Genomic DNA, 18934 nt, shown 5'->3' with positions numbered 1-18934 from the left:
CCGACGAACGAGCAACGAGGGAGACGCACGTGGGGACCGTAACGCTCGGTGTGGCCCTCCCGGTCCCGGAGCCGCACGGCAGCACCCTGCGCCGGTGTCGGATCGACTTCGGCGACGACGCGGCCCACCACATTCCCACGCACGTCACCCTCCTGCCGCCGACCGCCGTGGACGCGGACCGGCTGCCGGAGATCCGGACCCACCTGGAGGGCGTCGCCTCCGCGTTCCGGCCCTTCGTGCTGCGCCTGTCGGGCACCGGCACCTTCCGGCCGCTGTCGCCGGTGGTCTTCGTGACCCTGGCCGAGGGCGCGCCCGCCTGCGGCCGGCTCCAGGAGCGGGTCCGCGACCCGCGCGGGCCGCTCGTGCGCGAGCTGGCGTTCCCGTACCACCCGCACGTGACCGTCGCCCACGGCATCTCCGAGGCGGCGATGGACCGGGCGCACGCGGAGCTGTCCGGTTTCGAGGCCGCGTGGCTGTGCACGGGCCTGTCCCTCTACGAGCAGGGCCTGGACGGGGTGTGGCGCAAGCTCACCGAGTACCCCTTCGGCTCCGGCCCGATCGGGTCGGGCGCGGGCGCGCGGGTGCTGCCGGCGCAACAGACCGGCTCGCCGGTGGACGAGGCGGTCACCCCCCGGTCCTGAACCGGCGGGCCCGGGAGCGCGGACACGGTCACGGGCGCGGGCCGGTGCGGCGGGGTGCGGAGCAGGCGGCGGGTCCGGTAGGCGAGTCCGCGCAGCAGCAGCTCCCGGAACGGCCGGGGACGGGGTCGGGGTCGGCGGGCGGTCGTCTCGACGGGGTCGTGGGGGCGAAAAGTCACAATGTGCGACCGTAGCGGCCCCGGCCCGCAATCCCCGCTATTTGCGGCGGCCGGCTTACGGTGACGCCATGGACTGGCTGACGAACCTTCCGGTGATCGGTCCCCTGGTGGCCCGGCTGATGCGCACTCACCTGTGGCGCTCCTACGAGCGCTTGGAGCGGGCCAAGTGGACCCGTTTGGCGGCGGCCGTCACGTTCATCAGCTTCCTCGCCCTGTTCCCGTTGATCACGGTCGCGGCGGCGGTCGGCGCGGCCACCCTGGACCAGGAGCAGCTGAACCGGCTCCAGGACACCCTGGCCCAGCAGGTGCCGGGCATCTCCGACCAGCTCGACCTGGAGTCGCTGGTCTCCAACGCGGGCACCGTCGGGCTCGTCGCGGGCGCGTTGCTGCTGTTCACGGGCATCGGCTGGGTGGGCTCGATGCGCGACTGCCTGCGGGCGGTGTGGGAGAAGGACGACGAGGACGACGGCAACCCCTTCGTCCGCAAGGGCAAGGACGGCCTGGTGCTGCTCGGGCTGGGCGGCGCGGTACTGGCCTCGGCGGCGGCCTCGATCGGCGGTTCGGGGGCGGTCGGCGCGATCGCGGGCTGGTTCGGGGTCTCGCGCGCGGGCGCGGGCGGGGTGCTGCTGCGGGTGGCGGCGTTCGGGGTGGGGGTGCTGGCGGCGTTCCTGCTGCTGCTGTACCTGCTGACGCTGCTGCCGGGCGTGCAGCCGCCCAGGCGCCGGCTGGTGCAGGCGGCGCTGATCGGGGCGGCCGGGTTCGAACTGCTGAAACTGCTGCTCAGCGGCTACATCCAGGGGGTGGCGGCGAAGAGCATGTACGGGGCGTTCGGGGTGCCGATCGCGCTGCTGTTGTGGATCAACTTCACGGCCCGGCTGCTGCTGTTCTGCGCCTCGTGGAGCGCGACGACGGACCCCTTGGACGGCCCGGCGAAGAAAACGGCGGAGGAAGCGGCGGCGGCGGACACTGCCGGCCCCGAGGGCGCCGACGGCGCCGAGGACGGCGGGACCGCCCCGGACACCGCACGGCCCCCGCGGACCCCGTGACGGGCCCCTGAACGGCCGTCGCGAGGCCCGGACACGGCTCCGCCCGCCCCCGGATCCCCGGGGGCGGGCGGTGGACGGGGCGTCGGTCAGCTCGACGACGTGGTCTCCCGCTTGCCGCGTTCGCCGCGCGGCCAGCGCCGGTTGACGACCCACGCGCCGCCCGCGACCACGGCCAGCGCCCCGCCGGCGAACCCGAGGGCGGTGCCCAGGCCGCCGCCCCCGCCGGTGTTCTGCGAGGCCGCGGGCTGCCCGCTCGCCGCGCCCTGGCCGGCCTTGCCGGGGTGGCTGCCGGAGGGGGAGCCGAGGCCGGTGGTGTCGGCGCTCTTGGGCGGCACGAGGGTGCCGACCGGCTTGACCTTGCCGGCCGCCGCGAAGCCCCAGTCCAGCAGGGCCGCGGTCTGTTCGTACACGGCGTTGGCGCCGCCGTCGTTCGGGTTCATGACGGTGACGACGAGCTTGCGGTCGCCGCGCTGCGCGATGCCGGTGAAGGTGTTGCCGGCCATCGTGGTGCTGCCGTTCTTCACGCCGGCGATGCCCTTGTAGGGGGTGACCCCGTCGGCGCCGGTCATGAGCCGGTTGGTGTTCTGGATGTCGAAGGTGGAGCGGGTCTGCCCGTCCTTCTGTTCGCCCGGGAACTTCGCGATGGCGGTGCCGCAGTACTCGCGGAAGTCCTTCTTCTGCATCCCGGAGCGCGCGAACAGGGACAGGTCGTAGGCCGAGGAGACCTGCCCGGGGGAGTCGTAGCCGTCGGGGGAGACCACGTGCGTGTCGAGGGCCTGGAGCTCCTCGGCGTGCGCCTGCATGTCCTTGACGGTCTTGTCGACGCCGCCGTTCATCGCGGACAGCACGTGCACGGCGTCGTTGCCGGAGCGCAGGAACACGCCGAGCCACAGGTCGTGGACGGTGTACTCGTGGTTCTCCTTGATCCCGACGAGGCTGCTGCCGGCGCCGAGGTCGGCCAGCTCGGCCGGGGTGACCTTGTGCACCTGGTCCTTGGGCAGTCCCGGCAGGACCGTGTCGGCGAAGAGCATCTTGAGGGTGGAGGCCGGGGGCAGGCGCCAGTGGGCGTTGTGGGCGGCGAAGACCTCGCCGGACTCCACGTCGGCCACGATCCAGGACCGGCCGGTGAGGTTGGTGGGCAGGGCCGGGGCGCCGGGCAGCAGGTCCACCTGGGTGCCGGGGGTGCCGAGCCGGACGCCGCCGACGGAGGACATCTTCTCCACCGGCATGAGCGGCTTGGCGGGCGGCTTGTTGTCGGCGGGGGCGGACGGCGAGCCGCTCGTCCCGGTCCCGGGGGACGGGGTCGGCGACTTCGTCGGATCCGCGTGGGCGGGGGCCGCGCACAACGCCGGGATCAGCAGCGCGGCGGAGATGACCGTCAGCGCGGTCTTTTTGGCAGACACGCAGGTGAACGTACAGGGAGTTTGTGTGTTTATCGGGTTAGTTCGATCAACCCGCCGGAACCACCGCCGGGACGGCCCACCCGCGGGCTCCCGCTCCGAGGACGATACCGATACTTGAGCCATGAAACTCAGTCGCGGCGTCTCCTGGTTCCTGCTCGCTTTCGGAGCGTGGAGCTGGTTCATCTGGGTGTCTTTCGTCCGCAATCTGTGGAAGGACGGCAGCGGCCTCGCGTTCGACGACGCCGGGGACCCGACGGCCTATTTCTGGGTGCACCTGGCCTTGGCCGTGACCTCCTTTGTCTTGGGGACGGTCGTGGGGGCCATCGGGTTGCGCGGGGTGCGCGCCTTGCGGCGAGCATCACGTGCCGACGCCGCCCGTGACACCACCCCGGAGGCGACCGGTACAACGGGCGGCGCCCGGTGAAGGTGCTGCTCGGCGGCCTCGCCGCCCTCGGCGTGTTGACGGTGCTCGTGCTCGTGCACCGGTGGCTCTGGGTGCGGCTGGTCCGCGACACCACCCGCCCCGGGAGCCCCGTCCGGCGCGTCGGCACCGTCGTCGCGTTCGCCCTCCCCCTGCTCTCCCTGGCCGCCCTCGTCTCCGGCCGCGCCGGCGTGCCCTTCACCCTCCAGCGGATCGTGGCCTGGCCGGGGTTCCTGTGGCTGCCCGTGCTCCTCTACCTGTGCCTGGGCATGCTCGTCGCCGAGGTGGTCCGCGCCCTCTGGCTGCTCCGCGCCGCCCACCGGCCGACCCCGGTCGGCCCGGCCGACGCGGGCGAGGTCCGCGTCGGCGAGGACCGCGCGGACGGCGAGCCGGCCGAGCGGCGCACGGTCGTACAGGAGGCCGAGGCCGGCGTCGGCGTCGGCGGGGAAGGACGGGACGCACGCGTGGTCGGATCCCCGGTCGGATCCCCGGTCGGACCCCCGGTCGGATCCCCGGTGGAGCCCAGCCGTCGTCTTTTCGTCGCCCGCGCCCTCGGCGGGGCCGCCGCCGCCGGCGCCCTGGCCACGGTCGGGGTCGGTACGCACGGCGTGCTGCGCGGCCCCCGCGTCAAGCGCGTCACCGTCCCCCTCGCCAAGCTGCCGCGCGCCGCGCACGGCTTCCGGATCGCCGTCGTCAGCGACGTGCACCTCGGCCCGATCCTCGGCCGCGCCCACACCCGCCGCATCGTCGACACCGTCAACGCCACCCAGCCCGACGTGATCGCGATCGTCGGCGACCTCGTGGACGGCTCCGTCACCGACCTCGCGCACGCCGCCGAGCCCCTGGCCGAGCTGCGCGCCCGGCACGGCGCGTTCTTCGTGACCGGCAACCACGAGTACTACTCGGGCGCCGAGCAGTGGGTGGACCACGTGCGCGAGCTGGGGCTGCTGCCGTTGGAGAACGCCCGCCGCGAGCTGCCCCACTTCGACCTGGCCGGCGTCAACGACGTGGCCGGCGAGGACTTCGACCAGGGCCCCGACTTCGGCGCCGCCCTCGGCGACCGCGACCGGTCCCGGGCCGCCGTGCTGCTGGCGCACCAGCCGATCGTCATCCACGACGCCGTCGAGCACGGCGTGGACCTCCAGCTCTCCGGCCACACCCACGGCGGGCAGCTCTGGCCCGGCCCCTACCTCGCCGAACTCGCCAACCCCACCGTCGCCGGGCTGGAGCGCTACGGCGACACCCAGCTGTACGTCTCGCGCGGCGCGGGCGCCTGGGGGCCTCCGGTGCGGGTGGGCGCGCCCTCCGACATCACGGTGGTGGAGCTGGCCTCCAAGATGGCCTGAGGATGGCCTGAAATCGACCCGCCGCGCGCGGGTCGCACTTCCACGACCTCGGCGGTCGGGCGCACATCGCGTCCGGCCGCCGTCGTGATTCCGCCATCCGAAACGTGGAACGGCCCTTCCGCTCGCCGGGGTTCCGTGATGAGATGTGTCCGATTTTCGGATACCGCTCGGCGCCATGCGAACACGCTGCCCGTGGGGCGGCGGGGTGGAAGAGGTGTGTCCGCATGGGGTCCGGTGCGAAGTGGGTGGCCGGCGGGGTCGCGTTGGCCGCGGTGGCCGGAGTGGCCACGTGGCAGTTCTGGCCCGCGCTGGCCGGGGACTCCACCCCCATCACCGTCGGCACCACCGACGCCGTCGGCTCCCTCGACCCGGCCGGCTCCTACGACGCCGGCTCCTGGGCCCTGTACGGCAACGTCTTCCAGTCCCTGCTGACCCTGCGCCCCGGCTCCGACACCCCCGTCCCCGACGCGGCCTCCCGCTGCGGGTTCGACGACCCCGCGAAGCTGACCGTCTACAGCTGCGAACTGCGCACGGGCCTGAAGTTCACCAACGGGCGCACCGTCACCGGCGAGGACGTCAAGTACTCCATCGACCGGATCCGCAAGATCAAGGCCGACCAGGGCCCGGCCCCCCTCTTCGCCAACATCGCCTCCGTCGCCGCCGACGGCGCCAAGGTCGTCTTCACCCTCTCCCGGCCCGACGCCACCTTCCCGTTCAAGATCGCCACGGGCGCGGCCTCGATCGTGGACAAGGACCGCTACCCGGCCGGCTCCCTGCGCGAGGGCGACGAGGTCGACGGCAGCGGCCAGTTCGCCCTCACCTCGTACACCGCCGGCCAGAAGGCCGAACTCAAGCCGAACGAGAACTGGCAGGGCGAGGGCAAGGCCGCCCGTCAGAACATCGAGGTCCGCTACTTCAAGGACGGCGAGGCCCTCCAGAAGGCGTGGAAGGACCGCACGGTCGACGTCGCCCACCGCGACCTGCCGCCCGCCACCCTCGCCGGCCTCGGCCCCACCCTCAAGGACACCCGCTACCAGGAGTCCGGCGGCACCGAGATCCGCAACATGCTCTTCAACACCCGGTCCGGCTCCGCCTTCGGCAAGAAGCAGACCCGCCAGGCCGTCGCCGCGCTCCTGGACCGGCCCAAGATCGCGCAGGAGGTGTACAAGGGCACCGTCACCCCCCTGTACTCCCTGATCCCCGCCGGCGTCCCCGGCCACTCCACCCCCTTCTCCGACACCTACGCCCAGCCCAGCCTCGACGCGGCCCGCGCCCTGCTCCGCGAGGGCACCCCGGGCGCCGGGACGGCGGCCGGCCCGGTCAAGTTCACCCTCGGCGTCTACGACCGCAGCACCAACGTGCCCGAGGCCCAGAACATCAAGAAGCAGCTGGAGGCCGGCGGGCTCTTCTCCGTCACCATCCGGGCCGTCGGCGACTGGACCGCCTTCCAGCAGGGCTACGCGCGCGGCGAGTACGACGCGTACACCGTCGGCTGGATCCCCGACTTCCCCGACGCCGACAACTTCGTCGACCCGCTGATCGGCTCCGGCTCCTCCATGAACACCGGCTGGTCCGACAAGACCGTCGACGCCCTCGTGGCCCGCACCCAGTCCCACGCGGACCGGGGCGAGGCCGTCAACGACTTCAAGGCCCTCCAGCGCACCGCGGCCGTCGAGGTGCCGGTGCTGCCGATCTGGCAGAAGAAGGACTACGTGGTCTCGCGGGAGAACATCTCCGGCATCCAGTACCTCTCCGACGGCTCGGGCGTCTGGCGCCTGTGGGAACTCTCCCGCACCTGACCCCACCCACCCCCCGCGCACGGCCCGACACCCCGCACGGGGGACACCGGCCCGCACGGCGCGCGGCGCGTGTCCGTGGCCGGGCAGGCCCCCGGGCGGCCTGCGCCGTGACGGGGGTCGGGGCTCACCGGGTCGCCTGCGCCCCCGCCGAGGCCGCCGACGCCCCTGCCGGCACGTTGGCCCGGCAGCCGGGGCAGCGGGTCTCCTCCGGGTGCGGCGGGCGGAACAGCATCGGGTGGGTGTGCCGCCCGGCAGGGTCTGCGCACTCCACCATCCCGGCCACCCGGGCCCGCCCCGCCCCCGTGGCTCCCGTCGCCCCCGCCCCCGCAACAGGGCCAACGCCGACGTCACCGCAGGTCGGCGTGCCGGCGACGACCAGGGGGCGGTCGTGCCAGGGCCGTGCCGGGCCGCGCGTGCCCGGCTCGGGGGCCTTGCGCACGAGCCGGTCCCGGACCAGCCCGGCGGCCCGATGGATCAACGGCGGCAGCCCGGCCGTCAGCTCCCCGTACAACTCCTGCGCCCCGGCCCCGCGCTCGAACCAGCGCGCCGCGAGCGGCGCCAGCTCCCGCACCTCCGACGCGCTCAACCGCAACCGCCGCTCGCGCGTCGACAGCGCGGTCAGCACCACAGTGGCCTGCTCCAGGCACCACGGCGGGGACGAGGGTTCGGACGAGGGCTCGGGCGAGCGTTCACTCGTGGGGGTGATCGCCGCGCCGGCCACCGCGCCGGTCGCCGCACCGGCGGCCCGTCCGGGCCGGGACCAACGGCGCGGGGTGGGCGGGTGGGTGTTCTTCTCCCCGTTCTTCAGGGGTTGACGGCCGACCGCCCGACCGCCCGGCGAACCGACGGTCGGTGCCACGGCACTCGGAGCGACCTGCGAGGACGCGCCCGCCCCGCACGTCAGGGCCCCGCCCCTCGCCTCCCCCAACGCCCGCGCCTCGGCCTCGCTGATCGGCACGTCGGACACGAGCTGCACGGTCCGCCACCGACCCCGCGCACCCTGGTCGGGCCACTCGTGCAGATACCCGGCGCGGGTCAACTCCCGCTTGCAGCGCGTCAGCCGGCCCCTGCTGATCCCCGCCTTTCGGGCGGTCCGGTACAGGGGTTCCGGGTCCCCCTCCGGCAACGACAACTGCCAGATCAGCAGCCGCACGGCATCGCCCGAAAGGTCACGGTGTCGCGAAATCTCGTGCGGGACACGGGTGAAGGAGCGCATGGGAGAGCTAGCATGACGGAGCATCTTGACCATCCAGGTGATGTGGATCGGTTGATGAAGGCCCTCGTCTCGGTGCTGCTAACACCGGGCGGGGGCCGCCTCATTGGGGGCGTGGCGCGAAGCCAGTGCGCGCACCGTACCGCAAACGCGACACACGGCGACAACCCCACCACTCTCCGTAAAACCCCTGGCCAACCCCCCAAAACCCCCTCCCGCAGACGCGGAAGGGGGTCAGCGCGAGGCCGGGGCGTCGGGTCAGGGGCGGGGTGGGGTGGGTCGGGGTGTCGAGCCAGGTGTGGGTGTCGCCGGTCGCGTGGACGGTCAGGCCGAAGCGCTCCGGCCCCGGCCGCCCCCGTTCCGCCCACCACGCGTGGACGGCCTCCACCTCGTCCCACAACCGCCGGGGCCCGTACTGCCAGACCGTGCAAGGCCGGTCGTCCTCGTGGCGGTCGACGGCGGCCCAGGAGGTGGCGTCGGTGTCGGAGACCCACAGGCGGGAGACCACCCCGTCCACGTCCGGGTCCTCGTGCCGGGCGTGCCACACCGACGGCAGCAACAGCCCGACGGCGAACCTCGCCGCCAGGTCCTCCCCGGCCACCGCCTCGGGATCGACCCGCGCGGTCGACTCGACGGGCACGTGCTCCTCGCGCACCACGTCACGGAAGATCCGCAGGTCCGTGCGGTGCGCGCGCAGGCTCATGAACGCCGAGTACGGCGCGAACATCCCCGACGCCGTCCCGTGCGCGTCCACCGTGAGCCGCAGCAGGCCGTACGTGCACCAGGCCGAGTCCCACGGCGTGAGGATCACCCCGCCGGGGCGCGTCTGCGCCGGCCACGCGGGCGGGACCGACCGGACCGAACACGTGGCCACGATCCGGTCGTACGGGGCGCCGGCCGCGAAGCCCTCCGCCCCGTCCCCGCACGCCACCCGGGGCGAGACCCCCAGCCGTCGGTGCCGCACGGCCGCCGCGGCCGACAGCGCCGGGTCCACCTCCACTGTCGTCACCCGCCCCGAACCGAGCCGCCGCGCCAACAGGGCGGAGTTCCACCCGGTCCCGGTGCCGATCTCCAGCACGGCGTGGCCGGGCTCCACCCGGAGCAGGTCGAGCATCAGGAACACGACGGACGGGGCGGACGCCGAGGACGAGGGCCACAACTCCTCGTCCGCCTCGACCGCCCGCCCGTCGTTGACCTGCGTGACCACGGGCTCGTCCGCGTACGCCGCGCGCAACCACCCCTCGGGGTCCTCCGCACGACGCACCTCCCGCAACCCGTCCCCGACCCACACCCGATCGGGCAGGAACAAATGCCGAGGCACCCCCCGAAACACGTCCTCCCACACCCCCGCCGCAGCACCCCCCACCCCCACCCGCCCGAGCAACCCGGCCATCAACCCGTCCACGCCCTCCCCGCCCCCAACCACAGCCCGGCCCCCTACTTCTCGTCCTTCTTGTGCTTCGGCTCCGGTTTCGGCTTGGCGGTGTCCGAAGACGGCTTCTGGGTGCCGGGGTCCTTGCCCCCGGAGTGCTGCCCGTTCCCCCCGGACCCGCCCTTGCCGGTTCCCCATGCCATGACAATCCCCAATCGATCGGGCCGCTGATGGCACGACGCTAGGAATCGACAGGTGTCCAACACCACTCATGTGCACCGATGTTCATGCCGGTACGAGGCCGCAGGGCCACACCTGGACGCGTGCTTGACGAGGCGACGTGCGCCCACGATCGTGATCCGCGTCCGTGCACCACCGAGGCGTTCGGGGCGGTGCGAAAGCGGGCGCTACCGGACCAGGCGTACGAGATCGACCGACACGAGGCCCACTTTCCCCATGCCCCCATCCCCATCCGTGACCGCGCAGACCGGTCGTGAGGCCGTGGCTTCACAGCTCGCCGAACTCCGCGTCGAGGCTGGGCTCAGCGGAACCGCGTTGGGCCGCCTCTGCGGGTGGACGCATTCGAAGACCTCCCGCATCGAGAACGGCCGGACACCGCCGAGCCCGGAGGACATCCGCCGCTGGTGCGCCGCCTGCGGGGCGACGGACAGCGCGAGCGCGCTGATCGCACGATCGCGAACCGTCGAGACCCAGTACATCGAGTGGCGGCGCAGGATGCGGATGGGGCTCCGCCAGGCCCAGTACGCGGCCGTGCCCCTGTTTCGGGACACGCGACGCTTCCGGGCCTACTCCGCCCTGTTGATCCCGAGCCCCCTGCAAACGGAGGGGTACATCCGGGCCCTCCTGGAATCGGTCACCAGGTTCCGTGAGCTTCCCGACGAGGTGGAGGACGCGGTCGCGGCCCGGGTGAAACTCAACCGTGTCCTCCACGCGCCCGGGCGTACCTTCGCCATGGTGATCGAGGAGGCCGCGCTGCACTGCCGGGTCGCCGGACCGGAGGCCACGGCGGCGCAGCTCGGGCACCTGATGGCGGCCGCGGCGCTGCCCTCGGTCTCGTTGGGGATCATCCCGGCCGATCTGCCGCAGCGGATCAAGACCCCCACCGAGACCTTCCACATGTACGACGACGGGCTCGTCTCCGTCGAACTGGTCTCGGCCCGGGTGCGGGTCACTCAGCCCCAGGAGATCGCCCTGTACGAGAAGGCGTTCGCCCAATTCGGGCGGATGGCGGTGTACGGAGCGCGGGCGAGAGCCCTGATCGTCGAGGCGCTCCGGTCCGTGAGCTGAACGGGAAGACCCCGGCGGCACGGGTGCTGCCGGGGCCGAACCTCAGCGCCCAGCGTGCTCGACGAACGCGGTCCAGGCGGCCGCGCCGAAGGCGATGACCTCGCCGGTGGGGCGCTTGCTGTCGCGGATGGGGACGGTGCCGGTGGCGAGGGCCTGCGCGGGGTGCCACTGCACGCATTGGCCGCCGTTGGGGTCGCTGTGGCTGGAGGAGACCCAGCCGTCACGCGGGTGCTTCTCGCTCATGCGCGGAACTCCTTGTGAATGTCCTTCATGCGGGCAACGCTGTCGTCGTGCGGCAGGGCCAGCATGCGCAGTCGTTGGTACATCTGCGTGCTGTGCTTCACGACCTTGGGGTCATCATAGGGTCGGCCGCCTTGCGGCCCCTCGGAGTAGACGACGGTGCCGGACTCGGAGAAGAACAGCATCGTGTAGGGCGCACCGTTGGTCGGTGCTCCTGCCGCGAACGGCAGTAACTGGAGTGTGATGTTCGGGTCTCCGGCTGCTGAGATCAGATGGTCGATCTGTTGCCGCATCACCTCCGCTCCGCCGACGGCCGTCCTCAGGCATGCCTCGTGCAGGATCACCCACAGTTCCGGCGGGTCTTGCCGTTGGAGCACGACGTGACGTGACAGACGACTCTGGACCCGACCGTCCAAGGCGGACTGGTTGTCCCGGGGGTTCGCCGCCTTGAGGGTTGCGTGGGCGTATTCCTCGGTCTGGAGGAGGCCCATCACGAACATCGTGCTGAAGTCCCAGATCTCGGACGCCTGCCGTTCCAGCGTGAGGTACGGCGCGAACCAGCTGGGGTGGTCGCCTTCTCGGCTTCGGAGCCATTTGCGGTGGAAGAGGGTGCCGGTGGTGAAGGCCACGTCGCAGCCTTGGACGAATTGTTCGCTCGCCGCCAGCACCCCCTTCTCCACCTTGCAGACGTAGCTCTCCGAGTACCCCGTGGCGTGTCCGAGGGCGCGCAGCGACATGCCGCGCGTCTCGCGCATCTGGCGTACGTCCAGGCCGAAGTCGGAGAGGGGGTTCAAGGTCGGCTGTTGTCGGACCTCGGTCATCGGGCTCACCTCGCGCTACGCCCCGGCCGCGCGTACACGCCGCCTTGAGGGCCTTGAGCAGTGCCGGTCAAGGCTGTCCAGGCTAGGCGCGGGCGTGGTGATCTGAGGGTGGAAGCGCAGTCAAACCCCCCGAAGGGAGAACGTCCGACGATGCTCTCGTCCCAGCCGTCCCACCCGTACCGTGACCGGCGCGTTCCGGTTCCCGTCGTCCGTCCGGAGGCCCGCCGTGGGGAGTGAGGCGCGGGCCGAACTGGCGCGGTTGATCGCCGAGCGGGGGCGGGACGGCTCGCTGCTCGTGCCCGTCGATCCCGACCCCGATCCGGGGGAGGACGGGGAGCCCGGGGTCGATCTGCCGCCCGGCTCCATGGAGTTCCCGCCCTGTCGTTGCCCTCGGTGCGTGTAGCGGAGGGCGGGGACGGGTGTGAGGGGCGACGGTTCGGTCTCTCGTCGCCCCTCGTGCGTCAATCCGTGGCGGATTCCGCCTTCTTCGCCTTCGCCTCCGCCAGGCGACGGGCACGAATGGCCTTCGCGGCCTCTTCCAGTTCCGCCTCGAACTCGGCCTGCCAGTCCGGGTCCTCGGGGTCGACCTCGCGGATCGGGCGGGTGTCGTCGGGGGCGCCGGGGGTGGCGCCGGCGCGGGCGGCGGCCGTCTGGGCCATGCCCGGCAGGAAGTCCGCGAACAGTTCGTGGACCTCCCGCACGATCGGCCGCAGCACCCGGAAGCGGGCCAGCATGATGCCCCGGGTGGTGATCCGGGCGCCGCGTTCGGCCATGAGGCGGGTGCGTTCGCTGTTCTCCGAGCGGTCGAACACCCAGTACAGCACCAGCCCCATCTGGGCCAGCCACACCAACTCCGGCAGCAGGTCGGCCAGTTCCGGCGGGATCTTCGTCTTCGCACCGGCGAGGGTCTCGCGGTGGACGGAGATGGCCTGTTCGCGGGCCGGTTCCGATTCCGGGGAGAACGGGCTGAGCGGGCTCTCCGGGTCGGCCGCGTTCTTGAAGAACTGGGCGCCGAACTCCTTGTAAGGGGACGCGATGTCCACCCACGAGGTGAGCACGCCGACCAGCCGCTTCTCCAGGTCGGTCTCGGTGTCCAGCAGCGGCCGGCACGCCTCGACGTGGGCCGCGCCGATCCGGTCGTAGAACCCCTGGACCAGGTGTTCCTTCGACCCGAAGTAGTAGTACGCGTTGCCGACCGAGACCCCGGCCTCCTTGGCGATGGCCCGCATCGTGGTCTTGTCGTACCCGCGCTCCTGGAACAGGCGGAGCGCGGTCTCCAGGATGAGCGTGCGGGTCTGCTCGCTTTTGGACGCCTTCTGATCTGTCACGGTGAAGCACCCTATCGGGCGACGCCGCACGCGCCGTCGACGCAGTCCGGTTCGGTGTCGGCGTCCCGTCGCGCGGCGGCCTCGGCGGCGGCGGTGACGCCGGTGATCCCGCGCCACGCGGAGGCCGCGGCGAGGGCGGCCTTGGCGAAGGGACGGCCGGCGGGACCGGCCAGCCGGAGGGCGGTGGCGCGGTGCTCGACCAGGGCCCACAGGCACATGATCATGGCGTCGGTGTCGGTCCAGACCTGGCCGGAGTCCCCGATGACGGTGATCTCGCGGCGGGTGGCCGCGTGGTCGAGGGTGGGGAAGGCGGCGCGGGCGCGTGCGGAGCCGGCCGGGATCAGGGTGAGGCGGACGAGCCGGCGCTGCCCGATCAGCCAGTCGTGGATGTGCGCGCAGAGCGGGCAGTTCGCGTCGTAGAGGACGGTCAGGCCCTGCACGGGCCGGTCGACGTGCGGCGCGGGCCCCGGCCCGGGGCCGGCGGTGGTGGCGCCGGGGCCGGTCTCGGGCGCGGGCCGGTGGGCCGGGGCCCCCGGGGCGGGGGCCGGGGGCGGCGTGGGCGCGGGGCGGGAGGTCACGGCTCAGGCTCCGGCCGGGAGGGTCCAGCCGGTGGGCGGCACGGGCGGGGTGGTCAGGCCCCGGACGCTGCTGCGCCGACGGATCCGGCTGAGCACCCACACGTTGCCCAGGTGCATGACGCCGAGCACGAGCAGGACCACGCCGAGCTTGACCGAGATCTGCTCGAACAGCTCGCGGGCGCTGCCGACGCTGCCGCCCATGCGCAGCCACAGGGCCACGAAGCCGATGTTGACGAGGTAGAAGCCGACCACCAGCAGGTGGTTGACCGCGTCGGCGAGCTCCTCGCGGCCCTGGAGGGCGTCGGCGATGAAGACGCGGCCGGTGCGGCTGAGCGTGCGGGCGACCCAGACGGTCAGGCCGATGCCGATGGTGAGGTAGACGATGTACGCGAGCACGGTGAGGTCCATTGCCCTCAGCCCCCTTGAACGTGTTCAATAACTGCGGTGGTCCTGACTGTAGACCTGTTTTTGAACATGTTCAAGCATTCTGGCCCGGGAACGACGAAGGCCCCCGACCACCTGGGGGTCGGGGGCCGTTCACGGCGTGTCAGGCGGCGCTCAGCGCCCGCCCGTACTCCACGCGGGCCATCACCCACGGGAAGCTGTAGTCGTCGAACGCCGGGATCATCGTGGTGTACTGGCGCCCGCCGCCGAACACGGACACCTGGATGTAGCCGGTGGTCCGCTTCTCGCGCATCAGCAGGAACAGCACGCCCACCAGGCACAGGAGCCCGAAGACCACCGCCAGCACGATCGCGTGCTGCGGGATCTTCTCCTCCGTGTGCGAGAGGTCGGCCGCCGTCCACACGGAGCCGCGCAGCGGGATGGGGCCCGCCGGGGTCAGGATCTGATCGCCCACCACCTGGATGTCACCCAGGGCCAGCAGCGGGCCCGCGGGGTCGTGGGGGACGGCGCCGGGGTCGGGTGTCGGCCCCGGCGGGCCGGGTATCGGGCCCGGCGGTGCGGCGCCCGGCGGCGCGGGGTCGTACGGGGCGCCCTCGTGCGGGGGCGGCTGATGCTCTGTCATGGACCGGATGGTCGCACAGCCGGCCGATTCGGCCGCCGTCCGGCCGCCCGCCGACCTCCGTCCGACCGCCGGCCGAGGGCTCTGCGGCCGCCCGCCGGGATCCGGGCGTGCCGAAAGCCCCGCCCCCGGACCGGCCGGGGCCGGTGGGGACGGGGCTTTCGGGTACGCCGTGATCGGCCGCGACACGTGATCGGCCGCGACGCCGTGACCGGCCGCGGTCGGTGAGCGACCGCGACGCGCGATCAGGCGCCGCCCGGGATCAGAAGCGACGCGTGATCAGCGCGCGCTTGACCTCCTGGATCGCCTTCGTGACCTCGATGCCGCGCGGGCAGGCGTCCGTGCAGTTGAACGTCGTGCGGCAGCGCCACACGCCGTCCTTGTCGTTGAGGATCTCCAGCCGCTGCTCGCCGGCCTCGTCGCGCGAGTCGAAGATGAAGCGGTGCGCGTTGACGATGGCCGCCGGGCCGAAGTACTGGCCGTCGTTCCAGAACACCGGGCACGAGGACGTGCACGCGGCGCACAGGATGCACTTGGTGGTGTCGTCGAAGCGCTCGCGGTCCTCGGCGGACTGCAGGCGCTCGCGCGTCGGCTCGTTGCCCTTGGTGACCAGGAACGGCATGACGTCCCGGTACGCCTGGAAGAAGGGCTCCATGTCGACCACGAGGTCCTTCAGCACGGTCAGGCCCTTGATGGCCTCGACCGTGATGGGCTTCTCCGGGTTGATGTCCTTGATCAGCGTCTTGCAGGCGAGCCTGTTCTTGCCGTTGATCCGCATCGCGTCCGAGCCGCAGATGCCGTGCGCGCACGAGCGGCGGAAGGTCAGCGTCCCGTCGAGGTCCCACTTGATCTTGTGGAGACCGTCGAGGACGCGCTCCTTCGGATCGATCTCGATCGGGAAGTCCTCCCAGGTCGCCTCGTCGGAGACCTCGGGGTTGAAGCGGCGGATCCGGAAGGTGACCGTGATGGTGTGCGAGGCGGCGGAGGCCGCTTCCACCTTGTCCAGGGTCGGAGTGGCCATCAGTACTTACGCTCCATCGGCTGGTAGCGGGTGACGACGACGGGCTTGTAGTCGAGCCGGACGGAGTCCGAGCCGTCGGCGCCGACCTCGCGGTACGCCATGGTGTGGCGCATGAAGTTGACGTCGTCGCGGGTCGGGTAGTCCTCGCGGTAGTGACCGCCGCGGGACTCCTTGCGCGCCAGGGCGGACACGGCCATGACCTCGGCCAGGTCGAGCAGGTTGCCCAGCTCGATGGCCTCCAGCAGGTCCGTGTTGAAGCGCTTGCCCTTGTCCTGCACGGAGACGTTCTTGTAGCGCTCGCGCAGCTCGGCGATCTTCTCGACGGCCGTCTTGATGGTCTGCTCGGTGCGGAACACCATGACGTTCGCGTCCATCGTCTCCTGGAGCTCCAGGCGCAGGTCGGCGACCCGCTCCGAGCCGGTGGAGGCGCGCAGGCGCTCGACCTGCTCGACGACGAGGGCGGCCGGGTCCTCGGGCAGCTCGACGTAGTCGTGCTCGGCGGAGTACTTCGCGGCGGCGATGCCGGAGCGCTTGCCGAAGACGTTGATGTCGAGGAGCGAGTTGGTGCCCAGACGGTTGGCGCCGTGCACGGAGACGCACGCGACCTCGCCGGCCGCGTACAGGCCGGGCACGACGGTGGTGTTGTCCGACAGGACCTCACCCTCGACGTTGGTCGGGATGCCGCCCATCGCGTAGTGCGCGGTGGGCTGGATCGGGATCGGGTCGGTGTACGGCTCGATGCCCAGGTAGGTGCGCGCGAACTCGGTGATGTCCGGGAGCTTCGCGTCGAGCTGCTCCGGCGGCAGGTGGGTCAGGTCCAGGTACACGTGGTCCCCGGCCGGGCCGCAGCCGCGACCCTCGCGGATCTCGGTGTAGATCGAACGCGAGACCACGTCGCGCGAGGCGAGGTCCTTCATGACGGGCGCGTACTTCTCCATGAAGCGCTCGCCGTCCTTGTTGCGCAGGATGCCGCCCTCGCCGCGGGCGCCCTCCGTGAGCAGGATGCCCATGCGCCAGATGCCCGTCGGGTGGAACTGGAAGAACTCCATGTCCTCCAGCGGCAGGCCGCGCCGGTAGCAGGCCGCCTGGCCGTCACCGGTGAGGGTGTGCGCGTTGGAGGTCACCTTGAAGAACTTGCCGGTGCCGCCGGACGCGTAGATCACGGCCTTCGCCTGGAAGACGTGGATCTCGCCGGTGGCCAGCTCGTAGGCGACGACGCCGGCGGAGTGCTTGACCCCGTCGACCTCCACGAGGAGCTGGTCGAGGACGTAGAACTCGTTGAAGAACTCCACGCCCTCCTTGACGCAGTTCTGGTACAGCGTCTGGAGGATCATGTGACCGGTGCGGTCGGCCGCGTAGCAGGAGCGGCGGACCGGGGCCTCGCCGTGGGCGCGGCTGTGGCCGCCGAAGCGGCGCTGGTCGATGGTGCCGTCCGGGGTGCGGTTGAACGGCAGGCCCATCTTCTCCAGGTCGAGGACGGCGTCGATGGCCTCCTTCGCCAGGATCTCGGCGGCGTCCTGGTCGACCAGGTAGTCACCGCCCTTGACCGTGTCGAAGGTGTGCCACTCCCAGTTGTCGTCCTCCACGTTGGCGAGCGCGGCGGCCATGCCGCCCTGCGCGGCGCCCGTGTGGGAGCGGGTCGGGTACAGCTTGGTCAGCACGGCGGTGCGGCTGCGCTTGGTCGACTCGATGGCCGCGCGCATGCCGGCGCCACCCGCGCCGACGATGACGGTGTCGTACTTGTGGATCTTCATCAGGTAAGTCGCCTCAGCCCGTGCCTAGCGGATGTTCGGGTCGAAGGTGAAGATCACCAGCGTGCCCAGGAGGATGGTGAACACCGTGGCGGTGTAGAGCAGGCCCTTGAGCCACAGCCGGGTGCCGGGGCGCTCGGCGTAGTCGTTGATGACGGTGCGCAGGCCGTTGGCGCCGTGCAGCATGGCCAGCCACAGCATCAACAGGTCCCAGACCTGCCAGAACGGCGAGGCCCAGCGGCCCGCCACGAAGGCGAAGCCGATCTTCGAGACGCCGCCGTCGAGGACGAGCTGGATCAGCAGGTGGCCGATCACGAGCACGACGAGGACGATGCCCGACAGGCGCATGAACAGCCAGGCGAACATCTCGAAATTGCCGCGCGTGGAACGCGGGGTCTTGCTCGTGCGCTTGCGCGGCGCCTCGATGTACGGCGCCGGGTTGTCGACGTCGTAGAGGGTCACGCCCTCGACGTCGCCGATTGCGGGGGAGGTCTCAGCGGACATTCACGATCACTTCCCCAACAGCTCGGCGGCCGCGTGCCCGAGCACGGGGTACAGGGCCCCGGCCATCAGCACGACCCAGATGCCCACGACGGTCCAGAGCATCTGCTTCTGGTAGCGCGGGCCCTTGGACCAGAAGTCCACGGCGATGACACGGAGACCGTTGAGCGCGTGGAAGAGGATGGCGGCCACGAGGCCGTACTCCAGCAGCGCGACGATCGGAGTCTTGTAGGTGGCCACGACATCGTCGTACGCCTCGGGAGAGACGCGGACGAGAGCGGTGTCGAGGACGTGTACGAACAGGAAGAAGAAGATGAGGACGCCGGTGACTCGATGAGCCACCCAGGACCACATTCCTTCCCGGCCGCGGTACAACGTTCCAGCCGGCACGGAAAACCCTCCGGAAGCGGGGCGGGGGCCAGCCGGCTTCGTTGTCGGTCGGGCCCGGCCGGGTACGGTCCACCGGCCCCGGCCATCGTAGCGACGAGTTGTCGGTTCCTTCTCGCCGGGGCCATCGGTGTGATCAAACAGGCACGGACGGACTATCCCACAGGGGTGAATCCGCCCAACCCGGGCGTATTTTGCGTCCGTCGGCGGGCCGTCCGGGCGAAATGACCGATCCGCCTGCATGTCGCACGCGCGGCGCGGGCCGGCCGGAGGGGACCCGGACCACCCTCCGGGGGTCCCGGAGGGGCGCGGGTTCGCCCGGACGGGAACCTTCCGCGAGCCTGACACGTCCGGGCGTTCGAACGGGCCACGAGACGAGGACGAACGCGCCCGCCGGCCGCGCACGACCGGGCACGGGATGGGCGGGGCGAGGCGGGCCGGGCCGGGACGGCACGGGACGGAACGGGGCGGGGGAGATCGGACCGGTCGGATCGGGGCACGCGTCGACGGCGGGCGTCGGGGCCACACGGAACGGGAACCGGAGGGAAACGAAGGGGA

Annotated in this window: 20 protein-coding genes and 1 pseudogene; 7 read left to right on the top strand and 14 right to left on the bottom strand. The window is 71.9% G+C overall.

All coding sequences use genetic code 11. From position 1 onward, the window contains the following. The first annotated feature begins 29 nt into the window (after window positions 1-29). Both ACN20G_RS08755 and ACN20G_RS08750 read left to right on the top strand, forming a co-directional pair. Window positions 30-641, top strand: a complete 612-nt coding sequence (locus ACN20G_RS08755; RefSeq protein ID WP_424212175.1) for a 2'-5' RNA ligase family protein — start codon at window positions 30-32, stop codon at window positions 639-641. 244 nt (window positions 642-885) lie between these two features. Beyond that, window positions 886-1863 (top strand): YihY/virulence factor BrkB family protein, encoded by a 978-nt coding sequence (locus tag ACN20G_RS08750; protein WP_424212174.1) that lies wholly within the window; start codon window positions 886-888, stop codon window positions 1861-1863. Window positions 1864-1949: 86 nt separating this feature from the next. On the opposite strand, the gene ACN20G_RS08745 is transcribed toward ACN20G_RS08750, so the two are convergent. Further along, complete coding sequence (locus ACN20G_RS08745) at window positions 1950-3266, bottom strand: D-alanyl-D-alanine carboxypeptidase family protein (protein ID WP_424212173.1); 1317 nt, start codon at window positions 3264-3266, stop codon at window positions 1950-1952. Window positions 3267-3387: 121 nt separating this feature from the next. On the opposite strand from ACN20G_RS08745, the gene ACN20G_RS08740 reads away from it, so the two are divergent. From ACN20G_RS08740 to ACN20G_RS08730, 3 genes are all read left to right on the top strand, one after another. Continuing rightward, entirely contained in the window at window positions 3388-3690 is a 303-nt protein-coding gene (locus ACN20G_RS08740; RefSeq protein ID WP_424212172.1) for an SCO4848 family membrane protein, read from the top strand. A gap of 5 nt (window positions 3691-3695) precedes the next feature. Next, the gene (locus ACN20G_RS08735; RefSeq protein WP_424215432.1) at window positions 3696-5033 is read left to right on the top strand and encodes a metallophosphoesterase; all 1338 of its coding nucleotides are present in this window, start codon (window positions 3696-3698) and stop codon (window positions 5031-5033) included. 224 nt (window positions 5034-5257) lie between these two features. Continuing rightward, a complete protein-coding gene (locus ACN20G_RS08730) occupies window positions 5258-6832 on the top strand; it encodes an ABC transporter substrate-binding protein (protein WP_424212171.1) in 1575 nt (524 codons plus the stop codon). Between the two features lie 124 nt (window positions 6833-6956). Here the strand turns inward: ACN20G_RS08730 and ACN20G_RS08725 are convergent, their stop codons facing one another. The 3 genes from ACN20G_RS08725 to ACN20G_RS08715 form a co-directional block, all read right to left on the bottom strand. Beyond that, window positions 6957-7985: a hypothetical protein gene (locus ACN20G_RS08725; protein WP_424212170.1), complete on the bottom strand. Its 1029-nt coding sequence runs from the start codon at window positions 7983-7985 to the stop codon at window positions 6957-6959. A gap of 163 nt (window positions 7986-8148) precedes the next feature. Continuing rightward, on the bottom strand, window positions 8149-9366 hold the full coding sequence (locus ACN20G_RS08720) for a methyltransferase domain-containing protein (protein WP_424212169.1): 1218 nt from the start codon (window positions 9364-9366) through the stop codon (window positions 8149-8151). Between the two features lie 116 nt (window positions 9367-9482). Beyond that, complete coding sequence (locus ACN20G_RS08715) at window positions 9483-9620, bottom strand: hypothetical protein (RefSeq protein ID WP_424212168.1); 138 nt, start codon at window positions 9618-9620, stop codon at window positions 9483-9485. Window positions 9621-9918: 298 nt separating this feature from the next. On the opposite strand from ACN20G_RS08715, the gene ACN20G_RS08710 reads away from it, so the two are divergent. Next, on the top strand, window positions 9919-10725 hold the full coding sequence (locus ACN20G_RS08710) for a helix-turn-helix domain-containing protein (protein WP_424212167.1): 807 nt from the start codon (window positions 9919-9921) through the stop codon (window positions 10723-10725). A 42-nt stretch (window positions 10726-10767) separates the two neighbouring features. Here the strand turns inward: ACN20G_RS08710 and ACN20G_RS08705 are convergent, their stop codons facing one another. Continuing rightward, the gene (locus tag ACN20G_RS08705) at window positions 10768-10968 is read right to left on the bottom strand and encodes a DUF397 domain-containing protein (protein ID WP_424212166.1); all 201 of its coding nucleotides are present in this window, start codon (window positions 10966-10968) and stop codon (window positions 10768-10770) included. Further along, window positions 10965-11786, bottom strand: a complete 822-nt coding sequence (locus ACN20G_RS08700; RefSeq protein WP_424212165.1) for a helix-turn-helix domain-containing protein — start codon at window positions 11784-11786, stop codon at window positions 10965-10967. The genes ACN20G_RS08705 and ACN20G_RS08700 overlap by 4 nt, the downstream gene beginning before the upstream one ends. A gap of 226 nt (window positions 11787-12012) precedes the next feature. On the opposite strand from ACN20G_RS08700, the gene ACN20G_RS08695 reads away from it, so the two are divergent. After that, a complete protein-coding gene (locus tag ACN20G_RS08695; RefSeq protein ID WP_424212164.1) occupies window positions 12013-12189 on the top strand; it encodes a hypothetical protein in 177 nt (58 codons plus the stop codon). 223 nt (window positions 12190-12412) lie between these two features. Here the strand turns inward: ACN20G_RS08695 and ACN20G_RS08690 are convergent. From ACN20G_RS08690 to sdhC, 8 genes and pseudogenes are all read right to left on the bottom strand, one after another. After that, window positions 12413-13114: pseudogene (locus ACN20G_RS08690) on the bottom strand (TetR family transcriptional regulator); the annotation flags it as partial. A gap of 11 nt (window positions 13115-13125) precedes the next feature. After that, entirely contained in the window at window positions 13126-13692 is a 567-nt protein-coding gene (locus tag ACN20G_RS08685; RefSeq protein ID WP_424212163.1) for a thiol-disulfide oxidoreductase DCC family protein, read from the bottom strand. A 3-nt stretch (window positions 13693-13695) separates the two neighbouring features. Beyond that, window positions 13696-14100, bottom strand: a complete 405-nt coding sequence (locus ACN20G_RS08680) for a hypothetical protein (RefSeq protein ID WP_424212162.1) — start codon at window positions 14098-14100, stop codon at window positions 13696-13698. Window positions 14101-14239: 139 nt separating this feature from the next. After that, window positions 14240-14719, bottom strand: a complete 480-nt coding sequence (locus tag ACN20G_RS08675; protein ID WP_424212161.1) for a hypothetical protein — start codon at window positions 14717-14719, stop codon at window positions 14240-14242. A gap of 259 nt (window positions 14720-14978) precedes the next feature. Then, the gene (locus ACN20G_RS08670) at window positions 14979-15737 is read right to left on the bottom strand and encodes a succinate dehydrogenase iron-sulfur subunit (protein ID WP_424212160.1); all 759 of its coding nucleotides are present in this window, start codon (window positions 15735-15737) and stop codon (window positions 14979-14981) included. Further along, window positions 15737-17491, bottom strand: a complete 1755-nt coding sequence (gene sdhA / locus ACN20G_RS08665; protein ID WP_424212159.1) for a succinate dehydrogenase flavoprotein subunit — start codon at window positions 17489-17491, stop codon at window positions 15737-15739. The genes ACN20G_RS08670 and sdhA overlap by 1 nt, the downstream gene beginning before the upstream one ends. A 24-nt stretch (window positions 17492-17515) precedes the next feature. Then, window positions 17516-17992 carry a succinate dehydrogenase hydrophobic membrane anchor subunit gene (locus ACN20G_RS08660; protein WP_424212157.1) on the bottom strand — a complete coding sequence of 159 codons (477 nt, stop codon included), beginning with the start codon at window positions 17990-17992 and terminating at the stop codon, window positions 17516-17518. 6 nt (window positions 17993-17998) lie between these two features. Continuing rightward, window positions 17999-18379, bottom strand: a complete 381-nt coding sequence (sdhC, locus tag ACN20G_RS08655) for a succinate dehydrogenase, cytochrome b556 subunit (RefSeq protein WP_424212156.1) — start codon at window positions 18377-18379, stop codon at window positions 17999-18001. Window positions 18380-18934: the final 555 nt, after the last annotated feature.

The organism is Streptomyces dryopteridis, assembly GCF_049606955.1.
GTDB lineage: Bacteria > Actinomycetota > Actinomycetes > Streptomycetales > Streptomycetaceae > Streptomyces.
Note: the sequence above shows the minus strand (reverse complement) of the source record. Positions and strands in the feature narration are given on the sequence as shown.